Source organism: Micromonospora sp. NPDC003944 (assembly GCF_053605225.1).
In genome coordinates, this window is sequence record NZ_JBSGIV010000055.1 from 12035 (window position 1) to 25728 (window position 13694).

Consider the following 13694-nt stretch of genomic DNA (forward strand, 5'->3'; position numbering starts at 1 on the left):
TCACGTCACCAGGTATTCCGGGCTCGCCAACCCGATGGTCAACAGACGCTGCGGGTCGGAGGTGGCCTTCAGGACCGCGTACGTCCTGTTGGTCCAGGTCTCGATGGTGAGGACGTGCGCGACGTCCTCCGGGGTCAGTCGTTGCGCCGGAACCAACTGGGCGATCCGACCGGCGAAGTTCAGGCGGGCCTGCGCCGCCCCGACCGTCAACCACTCCGCGCCGGCCGGCCACCCCTCGACGCTCGGAGGCGCGAACGGCAGCTGGCCCAGCCGCTCCAGGCCATTGAGGACGTACGTCGACATCTCATCAGACAGCTCGCCGGGCCGCAGCCCCAGGTGCCGCATCGCGCCGACGAACCACTCGGTCGGCTGCTTCACCAACGTGTTGACGGTGGCGCGGAACGCCCCGTCCTCGAAGAGCTTGCGCAGCATGGACATGGAGTTCGGGAAGGCGCCCACCATGGCGTCCCGGGTGGACTTCGGGATCGGGGTGGTCGACGACGCGTAGCGGAACCAGAGCCGTTCGGCGATGAAGGCAGCGCACCGCTCCTGCTTGAGCAGGAGGTCGACGAGCGACCGGGCGCCGAAGTTCTTCGTCTCACCCAGAATCGTCTTCGCCCCGTTGTCGTGCCAGCCGGGGCTGAAGTAGCTGCGGGCGCCGTCGTAGTCGATCCGCCAGCCGGTCAGCGCACGACCCGCCGCCTTCACGTCCTGCTCGGTGTACCGGCCGATGCCGAGCATGAAGAGTTCCAACAGCTCGCGGCCGAGGTTCTCGTTGGGGGCCGTCCGCGTGTTGGACTCGCCGTCGAGCCAGAAGACGAGCGCCGGGTCAGTGACCATCTTGTGCGCCAGCACGGCGAAGTCGAGCGTGCTGCGCAGATTCCGGTGCTGCAACAGCATCAGTTGTGGCCGCATCACCTTCCGCACCGAGGTGGCCCAGTGCCCGTGCCAGAAGAACCACAGCTTCTCGCGCGTCTGGTGATCGGCCACCGTGAGGCGGTCCAGCCACCACAGGGTGATCTGCTTCGTCTGCTCCCAGCGCTGCTCGCTCGCCTTGGCCCGCTGGGCCTCGGTCGCGTTGACCAGCCCGGCGAACGGATCCGGGCCCAGCACCGGAATGGGGGCCAGCGACGCACCCACGTCTGGTGCCGTCGGCGCCGTGAGAGCGGCGACGGTTGCGTCGTACCCTGCCTTCTTCGCCGCGGCCAATTCAGCGGCGGTGGGGCCGAAACCGGCGCGGCGCAGTAGCAACGCGAGATCGTCGGCCATGCCAGCAAATGTATGCGACCGCGATGACACGGTCGACCCACGGGTCTGAAATCCACCCACACCGTGCGGATGCCTGCCGACCCTCCCACCCTGCGGGGTCCGCTCCCCCGGGCGCCCCTACTCGGGGCCGGTCGACCCGCTTCGGGCCGCGAGCAGCACCGCTCGCCCGGTCTCGAACGTGTAGGTCTCCCGCACCTCGTAGTGCTGCCGGATGTACTTGACTTTCCAACCCGGCGCGGCGAGAGGGTCCTGCGACGCCCCGTAGACACCGGCCGCCGGACCGATGAGCCAGATGCGGTCGGCCTTGGCCAGCCTGCCCTGAATGTCGATGAACTCGGTCGCCTCAAGCGTCCCGTTGCTGGCCGCCGTCTGCTTCATCAGGACGTCCGGTGGCTGGACCGCCCCCGCCCAGTCCAACTCGCCCAGGTAGTGCGTGAGGGTCGGCCGCATCGACCAGGCGAAGTCGGTGTAGACGACGACGTCGCCGGTGGTCACGTTGTCGTGGATGGCGGCGGCCATGCCGCGGGTGTCCGGAGAGTTGTGTGTCTGCCGGACCGACCGCTGCACGGGCAGCGAAAGGAGCACCAGCGCTGCCACGACCGCCGCCGCGCGGACCACCCACGGCAGCACCGCCACCGCCCGCAGGCGCGAGGTGGTGACTGTCGCAGCCGCCAGCACCGCAACCGGCGCGAGCAGGAAGATGCCGTACCGCGGCACCCACACCGGCGCGATCAGCGAGGCCCCGATGACCACGACGACCGGCACCGTGCCGAGGACGACCAACTCGACGTACCGACGGGTCGGCACGGCGAAGTACGCGGCGGCGGCGAGCAGCACCAGCAGGTAACCCACGACCGGGCTGAAGGCGACGTCGCCGGGCAGCGCGCCGACGGTCTTCCAGGTCGGTGTCTGCACCCAGTGCAGCTGGGAGTACCGCTGGCTCCGGCCCAACCAGATGAGCGGTGACACGAGCACCAGGGCTGCGCCTATCGCGGGGAGCGCCCGCAACAGCCGGCGATCCCGCTCCGGCCACCAGGCCAGGGCCAGGATCACCACGTGCGCGGCAAGCACGGAGAGCGCCACCAGGTGGAAGACCCCGGTGAGCGCCAGGCACAGCCCGTAGCCCACCCATCGCCACCAGGAGGGCGACGCCACGGCCGAGAGCAACAGCAGGGACGAGAGCGTCGCGAAGAGGAACGCGAACGCGTACGGCCGGGCCGTGTGGGCGAAGAACACCAGGCTGGGTATCGCCGAGCAGATGACGCCGGCCAGGATCCCGGCTGCCAGCCCGGCCACCCGCCGACCGATCTCGGCGGTCACGCCGGCACCGAGGGCCATCGCCACCAGCGAGGGCAGACGCAGGACGACGTCGGACTCGCCGAAGACCGTGACCAGCACGTGCAGCACCAGGTAGAAGGGCGTGATGACCGCGTCCTTGTAGCTGGCCAGCTCCAGCAGCTCACCGAACGACCGGGTCGCCGCGGAAAGCGTCGCGCCCTCGTCCCAGTCCAGTGGAACGCTTGTCAACGAAAAACCGGCAACCACCAGCATCACGGCAAAACCGATGCTGAAGGGAACCAGATCGCTCTTTGCGGCGCGCACTAATTCTCCCACCCGTGATGTCGCCTGGAGACTAGCCGACGGGTTGACCGTGCCCGCCGGCGCAGGCCCGCAATTACCCGACGGCAAAGCGTCGACGAGATGAATTGTCGACGTGCCGGTCGTTGTCGCCCCGATCAGCGGAGCTTCGGCAGGATCGGTCGGCGGATCGGCGGTGGGCCCGGGGGCGCGACACTGACCTCGGGGCTGGTGAGCCGGGTGAGGCCCGCGTAGTCGCCCTTGAAGACGTTCTTGCTGTAGTTGCCGGGCTGGGACGGGTCGCCGGGCGCGTACTGCCAGATGGTCTCGGTGGACCAACCGGCGGGCAGCGGCGGCCGGGTCGTGGTGTAGCCGGCGATGTCCAACAGCAGGCCACCGAAGGAGGCGTCGCTGTTGGTGCAGGGGTTCCAGAAGTTGGTGTTCGTGTAGATCATCATCGGTCGGCCGATACGTGCCTTGACCTGGTTGGTGAAGGCCCGCACCCAGTTGGTCAACTCGGCGGGAGTCAGCCCGTAGCAGGTCGGGGCACCGGACCAGTACGGCCACTCGAAGTCGAGCATCGGCACCAGCGTGCGGGAGTCCTTCGCCCACCGCATGTTGTCGATGAAGTAGTTGGCCTCGCCCACCGGGTCGCGTCCGTCCGGGCGGGCGAAGTGGTACGCGCCGACGAAGAGACCCGCCGCCTTCGCCGCCGTGTAGTCGCCGTTGAAGAAGGGATTGAGGTAGTCGTTGCCCTCGGTGGCCTTGATGTAGACGAACCTGTTACCCCCGGCCACCACCGCGCCCCAGTTGATCGGCCCGAGGTTGTGGTCGTGGCTGGAGATGTCGATGCCCTGGATGGTGTAGCCGGCGGGCGGGTCGGCCAGCGCCGACACCGGGCTCTGCCGTGCTCCCAGCGTGCCCCCGGCGATGGCGCGGCCGCCGCCGTCGGGGGTGGCCGCCGCGCCCGACGCCGGTGGCGTGCCGAGCAGGTTGACAGCCAGCGCGGAAGCGAGCAGCACCGGAATCCATTTCCGTGACATGAGTGTCCCGAATCTCCTTACTCAGGAGCCGACGTCTCGCGCTTCGTCAGCGAACGTGGGCATCGCGTGGACCGGCGGATCAACCGGCGCGAAAACTACTGTCGTACTTTACGCAAGTGAGGGCTCTTCGCGCTGCCCTGCTCGGCAGAAGTGAATGGGCCGGTCCGAGGTTAAGAGGCCGCCGGTGCGTTCACCATCAATCGGTCCGAACGGCTGAGCCATCGATGGCACGCTTCAACGAAGATGGGCTGCGTCTCTGCCGAAAGGCGGGGGCTTTCAAGTGCGTCCGCTCTGGACGCTGACCCCACGGGGAGTCTCACGTGTTCCAACTTCGCCGAGCTGGTCGCTCGGTCACGGCCGGGCTCGCCCTCGCCGTCGTCGCAGCCGCAACGTTCTCCAGTGGCGGTGCCGCGTACGCCGCACCGTCGGACGACGTGCAGAAGCTGCCGAAGGCCCTGACGACCGCCGACAAGGGCGCCATCAAGGACAGCTACATCGTCGTCCTGAAGGACACCAAGGCCAACCCGGCCACCGTCAACGCCAGCGTCAAGGCGCTCAGCAAGCAGTACGGGGGCGCCGTCTCCCACACGTACACCCGCTCGATCCGGGGCTTCGCCGCCCGGATGAACGCGGCGCAGGCCAAGAAGCTGGCCACCGACTCCGCGGTCGCGTACGTGGAGCAGAACCGCAAGGTGTCGAAGAACGACACCCAGCTCAACACGCCGTCGTGGGGCCTGGACCGGCTGGACCAGATCTTCGCGCCGTTGAACAAGCGCTACACGTACCCGAACACGGCGAGCAACGTGCACGCCTACGTGATCGACACCGGCATCCGGATCAGCCACCAGGAGTTCGGTGGCCGGGCCAGCTACGGCTACGACTTCGTCGACAACGACACGGTCGCGAACGACTGTGACGGGCACGGCACGCACGTCGCCGGCACCATCGGCGGCACCAACTACGGTGTGGCCAAGGCCGTCAAGCTGGTCGCCGTGCGGGTGCTCGACTGCGAGGGCAGCGGCAGCTACGCCGAGGTGCTCGCCGGCATCGAATGGGTCACCGCGAACGCGGTGAAGCCGGCCGTCGCCAACATGAGCCTCGGCGGCGAGGCCTACGCGCCGATCGACGCCGCGGTGGAGGCCTCTATCGCCTCCGGCGTGTCGTACTCCGTCGCCGCCGGCAACAGCGGCGGCGACGCCTGCCTCGAGTCGCCGGCCCGCGCGGCCTCGGCGATCACCGTGGGAGCGACCGACGAGGTCGACTTCCGGGCGTCGTTCTCCAACTACGGGTCCTGCGTGGACATCCACGCGCCGGGGCACAACATCCCGTCGTCGGTGGCCAGCAGCGACACGGCGATCGGCAAGTACAGCGGCACCTCGATGGCGAGCCCGCACGTCGCGGGCGCCGCCGCGCTCGCGCTGTCGGCGAACCCGACCTGGACGCCCCTGCAGGTGCGTAACAACCTCGTCTACGGCGGCACCCGACGGGTCGTCCGCAACACGGCGTTCACCGCTACGAGCGACGTGATGCTGCGCATCGGCACCACGGCCGTTCCGCAGGTCACCGGCCTGCGCGCGTTGACCAACGGCAAGACCGTCACGGTGGGAACGGGCGGCACCCAGCCGCTGAAGGCCAGCCAGGCTCCGAGCCAGATCGGTGATCTGGAGAAGTTCACCATCATCAGCGCGGGCACCGGCTACATTGCGTTCTCGTCCTGGGCGAACGGCAAGTACGTCAGCGCCACCTCCGGCGGCGCCGGCTCACTGATCGCCAACGCCAGCACCATCACCGACGCGGAGCGCTTCCAGGTGGTGATGCAGGGCGACGGCACCACCACCCTGATCGCGAAGGTGAACGGCAAGTACGTCACCGTGCCGTCGGGTGGGGCCAGCCCGCTGATCGCCAGCTCCACCACTGTCGGTACGGCCGAGAAGTTCATCTGGGCCTCGCCGGCGGCGGTCGTCGTCCTGAACTCGGTGAGCAACAACCGGATCGTGACCGCGCCGAGCGCCACGTCGCCGCTGATCGCCAACGGCACGACGGTCGGCAACCCCCAGAAGTTCGACCTGCTCGACCTGGGAGACGACGGCGTCGCGTTGCGGGCCCACACCAACTGGCGCTTCGTGACCGCCCCGGTCAACAGCAGCTTCAACCCGTTGCCGTTGATCGCCAACTCCACCACCCTCGGCGACCAGCAGTCGTTCTGGCTCTACCACTGGGGTGACGGCAGCATGCTGTTCCAGTCGCAGTGGAACGGCAACCTGGTGGTGGCACCGAGCACCACCTCGCCGATGATCGCCAGTTTCGACCCGTGGGCCGGGGTCGACCCGGGCCCGTCGACGATGTTCACCCACGTCGTTCAGACCGTCGGCTGAGCACCAACACCTGACCGTCGCGTCCTGACGCGACAAACCCGGAAGGGGCCGCCGAGACATCCGTCTCGGCGGCCCCTTCGCCATCCGGGCTGGTTCGTCAGCGAGTCGGTCCGGCGTCCACCCCTGACCGCCGCGAGAGCGAGGCGTACGCCGCCTGCAGCTGCTGGCGGACCGCTGCCGAACTGTGGTGGGCCACCACCCACTCCCGTCCGTTGACGGCCATCCGCTCGGCGGTCTCCGGTGCGGACAGCAGCGCCGCGACCTTCGCGATCCAGCCGGCCCTGTCGTCGGCGACGCTGACGTGCACACCGTCCTGCACACCGGCACGGTCGGCCACCATGCTCGTCGTCACGCTCGGCACACCTGCGGACATGGCCTGGATGAGCTTCAGCTGCACCCCGGTGCCCCGGAAGATCGGCGCGATGGCGACCGCCGCGTCCGCGTAGTAGGGCTCCACGGCAGGCGCGTTGGCGTGCAGCTCGATGCCGTTGCCGACGAGCGCCTGGACCGCCTTCGGCGGGTCCGTGCCGACGATCCGCAGCCGGGCGTCCGGGACCGCGTCGCGGATGCCCTGCCAGCACTCGCGGACGAACCACATGAGGCCGTTGACGTTCGCCTCGTAGCTGAGCCGACCCACGAACAGGACCGTCGGTGCGATCGGGCCCTGCTGCCGCTGTACGGAGAAGTCGCAGGGGCTCCGGACCAGATAGGTGTTGGGCCGTTCCTGACCGGGCAGGGACGGCGCGGAGAGCATCAGCGGCACGCCCTTACGGACCAGCTCGTCCTCGCGCGCCCGCATCCGGCTCCCCTCCACCCGACCCAACGCCCGCCAGGCGAGGTTGGGCCCGTGGGAGGCCAACTGCTCGTAATACTCGCTGCGGAACTCGTCCAGGTCGACGATGACCGGCGTGTCGCCACAGGCCTCGACCAGGTGGACGGTGCGGAAGACGTTGAGGTGCACCACGTCCGGCTGGAACTCGTCCAGCTGCTGCCGCAGGGCGTCGGTGAGCGCCTTCGGGCTCGCGTACCCCGTCTGCAACGAGACCCCGGTGCCGAGCGCACGGGCGGAGCGCAGCATGGAACCGGCGCGCGGGTTGGGGACGAGGGTGCGCTCCTTGACCGGCAGCTGGTCGGCCAGCTCCACCTCCTTGTCGTCGTGCGTCAGCGCGAGGAAGCGGACATCGTGTTCGGCGGCGAGCATCTCCAGGATCACCAGGCTTCGCGGACGAACCGACGCCGGGATCCAGGGTGCTACGAACAAGATCTTCAAATCGGCAGCCTCCTTAGGGCGGACGCGAGGATTCGCTGAGCTCGCGTTCCGTGCTTCGCGAAATAGACCTGCATGCCGGCCCGGTACAGGTTGTTCTTGCCGACCGCAGCGGTGCTGGTGCTCTCCTTGTGCTCGGCGACGCTCGTCCCGATCGACTTCACACTCCAGCCCCCGGCCCAGAGCCGGGTGCAGAGGTCGACGTCCTCGAAGTAGAGGAAGAAGTCGCGGTCGAACCCGCCGACGGCCCGGAAGGCATCCCCTCGGACGAGCATGCAGAAGCCCGACACCCAGGCGGCCTCGCGTACCTGACCTGTCGGTTCGACATCGAGGTAGTCGAGCATCTGGAACTTCTTCCGCAGCGGCGCCGCCTGCGCCAGTGACCGCTTCAGGCCGCTGGGCACGAGCTCGTCGACGCGGAGGGCGGCCAGCCACTCCTTGGCCATGCTCGGCGAGGGACCCGCCGAGATCCCGAAGCGTCCGTCGGGGTAGCGCATCAGCGGCGCGGCCACCCCCAACGTCGGGTCGGCCCGCAGCGCCTCGACGAGGTGCGCGAAGGACTCGGCCGTGATGTGGCAGTCGGGGTTGAGCAGGAAGTAGGCGTCCGCGTCCGGGACGGCCTCGGCGGCGGCGTTGATGGCCTTGCCGAAGCCGACGTTCGGCAGCGAGATGACCTGGTACCCGAAGGACTTCGCCACCTCGACGCTGTCGTCGGTGGAGGAGTTGTCCACCACCACGACGTGCTCGATCGGCAGGGCACCCAGGCAGCCCAGGCTGAGGGGAAGCTCTTTGGCCGAGTTGTAGGAGACGATGATGGCTGCGATCTTCACTGTCGACCCGCAATCGCGTAGGCGTCGAGGTACGAGCGGACCGTGTCGTCCCACCGGAACGTCCGCTCGATGTGGGCGCGAGCGTTCCGGCCACGCTGCGCGGCGTCCTGCGGTGATTCGACAGCGGCCCGGACGGCCGCCGCGATCTCGTCCGCGCTGGACGCGACGAACAGCATCGAGGCGTCCCCCCGGACCGATTCGGCCGGACCGCTCGACGTGATGACCGGGCAGCCCAGGGCCATGGCGTGCGCCACCTTCATCAGCACACCACCGCCCACGATCGACGGTACGACGACGGCGTGGGCGCCGAGCATCTCCGACTGGAAGTCGGGCACCGCGCCGGTCACCACCACCCGGCTGTCGTGCTCGCCGAGACCGATCACGTCGGCTGTGGGATCCGCCCCGACGATCCTGAGTTCGGCGTCCGGCAGGCTCTGCCACACGATCGGCATCACCTCCCGGGCGAGAAGCTCGGCGACGAGAACGTTCGCACGTCGCCACATCGCCCCGGCGAACACCAGACGCGGTCGGCTGGTCACCGGCGGCGGCGACCAGGACCGCTCCCCCACGTGGATGCCGGGCCGGGCGAGAACGGTGTTGGCGTTGTACGTCCGGGCCACCGCGAAGTCGGCGTCGGACAGGGTGATGACGGCCGCCGCCTGCCGGATCGCCGTCCGCTCGAACCGTCGGGTCCGCACCAGCTCGGCGAGGCGGTACGGCCGTTCCAGGCCGGACGACGCCCGGTACGACTCCCGCATGACCTTCTCGGTGATGTCGTGCAGGCCCAGCACCGACGCCCGGCTGAGCCCGACGACCTCGGCGGACTGGAGGTACTCCGCGTGCACCACGTCGGGCTGGATCCGGCGGATCAGCTCGGCCGCCTCCTGGGTCGCCTCGCGCGGCCACGCCTGGCGCAGCCAGGCCGGTTCGACCCGGAGACGGTCCAGGTGACTCGGGCGCGCGACGACCTCGGACGGCAGCAACGTGTACTTCAGATCGTCCCGTTCGGACGCCGCGGTGTTCCCCGGGGAGTACACGAACAGGTCGACCTGTTCGGCAAGCCGCGGCGTGAGCTGCACGATCGTGTCGGCCGCGGCGTGGTTGTGCTGGCCGTTGGGCGCGAATGGGGTGAGCAGCAGGACCCGCATCAGTCCAGCCGCTTCAACAGCGTCGTGACGAACCCCTGCGCGATGCGTCCCTGGGCGGCGACCCGGCCGGCGGCCTCCCGGAACTGCTCGGTGGCCGCCGCGGCCTGGGTGGCCTTGCGGTAGAGCGTGTCGGCGTCGACGTCCGGCGGCACCACGTACTCGCTGAGCCCCAGGTCGACGAAGGCGTCCTGGACCTTCCGCTCGTAGGCGATGGCCACCGTGGGAACGCCGATCGCCACGGCGAGGAGGGCCGCGTGCAGGCGGGTGCCGAGGACGAGCTGATTCGTCGCGAGCGCCTGCAACCAGGTGCGGAGCGCCCCGGCGAGCGGCTGGCTGCCGTCCAACGGGGTCGGGTCCAGGGTCAGCAGGTCGCGGAAGGCACGCTCGTAGATGACGCGGTCGTCCTCGCCGTGCGCTCCCCGACCGAAGGCCATCGGCAGGAAGGTGCCCGACCACCCCTCCTGGCGCAGCCGGGCGGCGCAACCGGAGGTCGCCGCCAGCAGGGGGGTCTCCAGCTCCGGCGCGAGCGGCCGCATCGACAGCGCGAAGCGACGACCGGCGTCGACCCGCTCCAGGTCGGGCAGCGGCAGGGTGTACGCCATGTCGCCGATGACCTCGGCGCTGGAGCCGAAGTGCGACGCGGTGCGTTCGTCGCGCACACCGACGCCGACACACGCGGCGCCGATGACACGGAGCAACTGGCGACCGAACGGCGTACCGCCCTCCCGGACGCCGACGCCGACGGTGGCGACGGGCGTCCCGGCGATCTTGGCCATCGCGATGATCCGGGCGAACATCGGCAGGGTGCCGGGCCAGGCCAGGTTGGGGGAACGCTCCTGGAAGACCGTGCCGGGGCCGAGGAGCAGCAGGTCACAGGACTTGATCGAGCGTTGGACCGCGACCTGACGCTCCGAGGCGCCCCGAGCCCGCAGCACGGGCATGTTCTCCGTCTCCACGCCGTGCAGTTCGGCGACCCGGTCCGGGTTGGGGCAGAAGACGACGAATGTCGCGTTCTCCTTGACCGCGCGGACGCAGGTAATGAGCGAGTGGAGCAGGATCTCGTCTCCGAGATTGTCCGATCCGAACCACCCGACTATTCCGACCCTCACATGTCCTCCGTCGTCGCGGCCTGCAGGTGACCTGCGGCCCTCCGTTGAGCCAACAATTTGGCGATAGCCAGCACGAGAATGACGCCGCCCAGGATGAAGGACGCCAGGGCCGGTTCCAGGACGGACAGCAGCAGGGCGAGCGCGCCGACCGCCGCCGCCACGGTCACGAACGAGATCACGACCGGCCGTACCAGTTCCTTTATCCGCAGGAACCAGAGCAGCGACCCCGCCACGACCAGTTCGTTCAGCACCATCGCCGTGGCGGAACCGAATGCGCCGTACGTGCCGTCGAGGGCGAGGTTCAGGCCGACGCTGCCACAGATGCTCAACACCAGGACGATCAGCCGGCTGGAGGCACGGCCCTGGGAGAGCAGGATTGCGGACAGGCCGAAGTTGCCGAATCGCAGGACCAGGAAGAAGGTCAGCACCATCGCGAGCGTCGGGATGTTGCCCGCGTGGTCGCCGAACAGCACGGCGGTCCCGATCGGGATTCCGATGAACATGACGCCGGCGGCGGCCTGACCGGCGAGCCCGAAGAACCGGAAGATCGTGAGCGGGTCGTTCGACTGGGCGGCCCCGGACGCCCGGCGCGGCGCGGCGTAGGCGAGCGCGCCGACGCCCATGGACGCCGCGACCTGGACCACCGGCCCGACGATCGCCGCCGCCGACACGTACTCACCGACCTCCGCGGCGGCGACGAAGAACGCGAGGACGAACACGTCGCCGCGGAAGTAGAAGAGACCGAAGAGGTCGGCGGCGAAGTACGGCAGGGCCTGCCGGACGTGCTGGAACGCCCGGACACCCCGGGAGTCACGCAGCGCCGGCAGGATGCGCACGATGAGGAACGCGCCGGCTGACCTGAGGACTGCCGCTATCGACATGTAGACGGCGGCGTCGCCGAGGGAGAGCCCGTCCAGTAGCCACACGTCGACCGCGCACGCGCCCACCAGCAGAAGACCTGCGGACACGTTCGTGAGCGGCTCGGCCCACGCCGAGGGCGTACCCCGGATGAGCACCCACGCCGTCTCGTTCCACTGCTCCAGCAGACTGGCCACGAAGATCAGGAAGAAGGCGACCTGCGCCTGCGGAGGAAGGACCGCGCCGATCACGGGGTACGCGACGGCAGCGGCCACCATCAACGCGAGGAAGCGCCCGCAGTGGATCCGCGCGACCACCGGCGGTGACACCGTGCCCGCGGCGGCTTCCCTGGTCAGGTAGGTCGGCAGGCCGAGGGAGAGCGCGGCGGCGGTGAAGGACGCGATGAGCGTGGCGAGACCGTAGAAGCCGACCGCCTCGGTGCCGGCGCCCCTGGTCAGGAACGCCATGACCACCAGGGTGGTCGAACGGGTGGCCAGGGTGGAGATGCCCAGCAGACCCGACACGATCCCCAGGGACGGTCGCCGTCGCTCCGGCGTCGTGACCTCAGTCGCGACCATAGCCACTCGTCACTCGTACGTGTCGCGACCGGGCGTAGAAGTAGCCGGAGATCAGCGCCAACATCAAGAAGTACGGTCCTTGCATGAGCCCCCATCCCGTCATGCCGATCAGGACAAGGCCTGGCAGCGCGCTGACCAGGACCCGGGGCGCCAGTTCCGAGGTCCGCACCCGGAACACGGCGTGCATGGCGCTGGTGGCGGTCATCGCGAACGGCAGCCAGAGCAGCAGCGCGCCGATGATGCCCAACTCCGCGGCACTGAGCAACAGCACGTTGTGCACGGGCACACCACTCGCGGTCAGTTTGTCGGTGGCGCCGGCGATCGCCACGTAGCTGTTGGGGCCCACGCCTGCCCACGGGTTGTCCCGGATGACGTCGAAGGCGACCTGGAGCAGGTGCTGACGGTCGCCGCCCTCGGGGTCGGCCGTGAACCGCTTGATCAGCCACGGCACCGACAGCAGGCCGAGCAGGCCGGTGATCCCGAGGACGACGAAGTACTTCTTCTGCCAGCGCCCGGTCACGAACTCGAGCACCACCAGGAGGAGGACCATGGAGACCACCGCCGCGAGGACGGAGCGGCTCTGGGTGAGGGAGACGCCGAGGAAGACGGCACCGAGCGTGCTCCAGGCCACCCACCGTTGCCGCACCGTCTTCTGCGGCAGCGTCAACGCACACATCCCGCAGAAGAACAGCAGCTTCGCCAGCTCGCCCGGATGGCTGGTCAGGCCGGTGGCGCGACCGAGCACGTCGAGCGCCTGCTGGCCGGCGATCCGGCGCAGCGGAAGACCGATGACCGCCATCGTGATCGCGAAGAGCTGCAACCACGCCACCGCCGCGAAGGCCCAGAGCAGGACGGAGTTCCGTCGGTCGGCGCGTTCACCGCCGACCCCGATGGCGAACACGATCGCCACCAGGCTGAAGTGCACCAGACCGCTCACGGTACGCAGGGAGGAGTCCCAGGCCAGCACGGCGAACAGGAGCATCCAGCCGAGGAACGGCACCCACGGGAAGAAGGCACGGGCGAGTTGACGCCGCGTCTGGATCCCGATCACGACCACGGCCACCGCGATGGCGATCGTGTACGTGTAGAGCATCGGCGTGCCGGTGGCCACACCGCTGTAGATCACCACCTCGGACGGCGCGAGGGCGATCGGCGCCAGACCGAGTGACGCCACGAGCACGGCCAACACGGCGACGATGCGTTGATCCGGATCGGATCGCAGGCCCTCGACGAACGCCCGGACGGCCGAGGTCAGCTCCGTGAGCAGGCCCGGGCCTCGATGGCGGCCCGCCGAGTGCGGGTCGGGCGTCTGCTCGGCGGGGACCGCGGCCGGCTCGGCGGGGACCGCGGCCGGCTGGACGCTGCGCTGGGCCAGCACCTCGCTGGGGTTCAGCCGGGCCGTCGGGGCATGGCTCAGGTCATCCTGGGGATGACCATCGCCGACGCCGGGCAACATGACGATCTCCGTATCAGCGTTGGTCAACCAGTCACCGCCAGGGCTGCGCTGGTCGTGCGGGGGTCTGCTCACGCCTTGCGGCCAGGACGTAGAGGTGAAGACTCAGAACCGGTGACGATCGGCTCGGGCGAAGCGGTGTTGCGGGCGCTCATCATAGGGGTGGTGTCGACAACGTACACAGGG

The 13694-nt window shown here is 69.3% G+C and carries 10 protein-coding genes; 1 reads left to right on the plus strand and 9 read right to left on the minus strand.

Going from position 1 to position 13694, the window contains the following annotated elements; translation table 11 throughout:
* From ACWER9_RS24045 to ACWER9_RS24055, 3 genes are all read right to left on the minus strand, one after another.
* Positions 1–1269 (minus strand): DUF1800 domain-containing protein, encoded by a 1269-nt coding sequence (locus ACWER9_RS24045; RefSeq protein WP_452303961.1) that lies wholly within the window; start codon positions 1267–1269, stop codon positions 1–3.
* A 117-nt stretch (positions 1270–1386) separates the two neighbouring features.
* Positions 1387–2814, minus strand: coding sequence for a glycosyltransferase family 39 protein (locus ACWER9_RS24050; RefSeq protein ID WP_452303962.1), 1428 nt, complete (start codon positions 2812–2814; stop codon positions 1387–1389).
* 191 nt (positions 2815–3005) lie between these two features.
* On the minus strand, positions 3006–3890 hold the full coding sequence (locus ACWER9_RS24055) for a GH25 family lysozyme (protein WP_452303963.1): 885 nt from the start codon (positions 3888–3890) through the stop codon (positions 3006–3008).
* A gap of 320 nt (positions 3891–4210) precedes the next feature.
* Between ACWER9_RS24055 and ACWER9_RS24060 the strand changes: the two genes are divergently transcribed.
* Entirely contained in the window at positions 4211–6265 is a 2055-nt protein-coding gene (locus ACWER9_RS24060) for a S8 family serine peptidase (RefSeq protein WP_452303964.1), read from the plus strand.
* A gap of 97 nt (positions 6266–6362) precedes the next feature.
* Here ACWER9_RS24060 and ACWER9_RS24065 read toward each other — a convergent pair whose 3' ends face one another.
* From ACWER9_RS24065 to ACWER9_RS24090, 6 genes are read right to left on the minus strand one after another with little or no spacing between them, the layout of a single operon-like run.
* Positions 6363–7535 carry a glycosyltransferase gene (locus ACWER9_RS24065; RefSeq protein ID WP_452303965.1) on the minus strand — a complete coding sequence of 391 codons (1173 nt, stop codon included), beginning with the start codon at positions 7533–7535 and terminating at the stop codon, positions 6363–6365.
* The gene (locus tag ACWER9_RS24070; RefSeq protein WP_452303966.1) at positions 7532–8362 is read right to left on the minus strand and encodes a glycosyltransferase family 2 protein; all 831 of its coding nucleotides are present in this window, start codon (positions 8360–8362) and stop codon (positions 7532–7534) included. Before ACWER9_RS24070 ends, ACWER9_RS24065 begins: the two co-directional genes overlap by 4 nt.
* Positions 8359–9510 carry a glycosyltransferase family 4 protein gene (locus ACWER9_RS24075; RefSeq protein ID WP_452303967.1) on the minus strand — a complete coding sequence of 384 codons (1152 nt, stop codon included), beginning with the start codon at positions 9508–9510 and terminating at the stop codon, positions 8359–8361. The genes ACWER9_RS24070 and ACWER9_RS24075 overlap by 4 nt, the downstream gene beginning before the upstream one ends.
* Entirely contained in the window at positions 9510–10619 is a 1110-nt protein-coding gene (locus ACWER9_RS24080; protein ID WP_452303968.1) for a polysaccharide pyruvyl transferase family protein, read from the minus strand. The genes ACWER9_RS24075 and ACWER9_RS24080 overlap by 1 nt, the downstream gene beginning before the upstream one ends.
* Positions 10616–12055, minus strand: coding sequence for a hypothetical protein (locus tag ACWER9_RS24085; protein ID WP_452303969.1), 1440 nt, complete (start codon positions 12053–12055; stop codon positions 10616–10618). The genes ACWER9_RS24080 and ACWER9_RS24085 overlap by 4 nt, the downstream gene beginning before the upstream one ends.
* Positions 12042–13583 carry an O-antigen ligase family protein gene (locus tag ACWER9_RS24090; protein ID WP_452303970.1) on the minus strand — a complete coding sequence of 514 codons (1542 nt, stop codon included), beginning with the start codon at positions 13581–13583 and terminating at the stop codon, positions 12042–12044. Before ACWER9_RS24090 ends, ACWER9_RS24085 begins: the two co-directional genes overlap by 14 nt.
* Between the last annotated feature and the right edge of the window lie 111 nt (positions 13584–13694).

Coding starts and splice junctions, on each gene's coding strand:
- ACWER9_RS24045 (WP_452303961.1), bottom strand. CDS start 1,269: ATGGCCGACGATCTCGCGTTGCTACTGCGCCGCGCCGGTTTCGGCCCC.
- ACWER9_RS24055 (WP_452303963.1), bottom strand. CDS start 3,890: ATGTCACGGAAATGGATTCCGGTGCTGCTCGCTTCCGCGCTGGCTGTC.
- ACWER9_RS24075 (WP_452303967.1), bottom strand. CDS start 9,510: ATGCGGGTCCTGCTGCTCACCCCATTCGCGCCCAACGGCCAGCACAAC.
- ACWER9_RS24085 (WP_452303969.1), bottom strand. CDS start 12,055: ATGGTCGCGACTGAGGTCACGACGCCGGAGCGACGGCGACCGTCCCTG.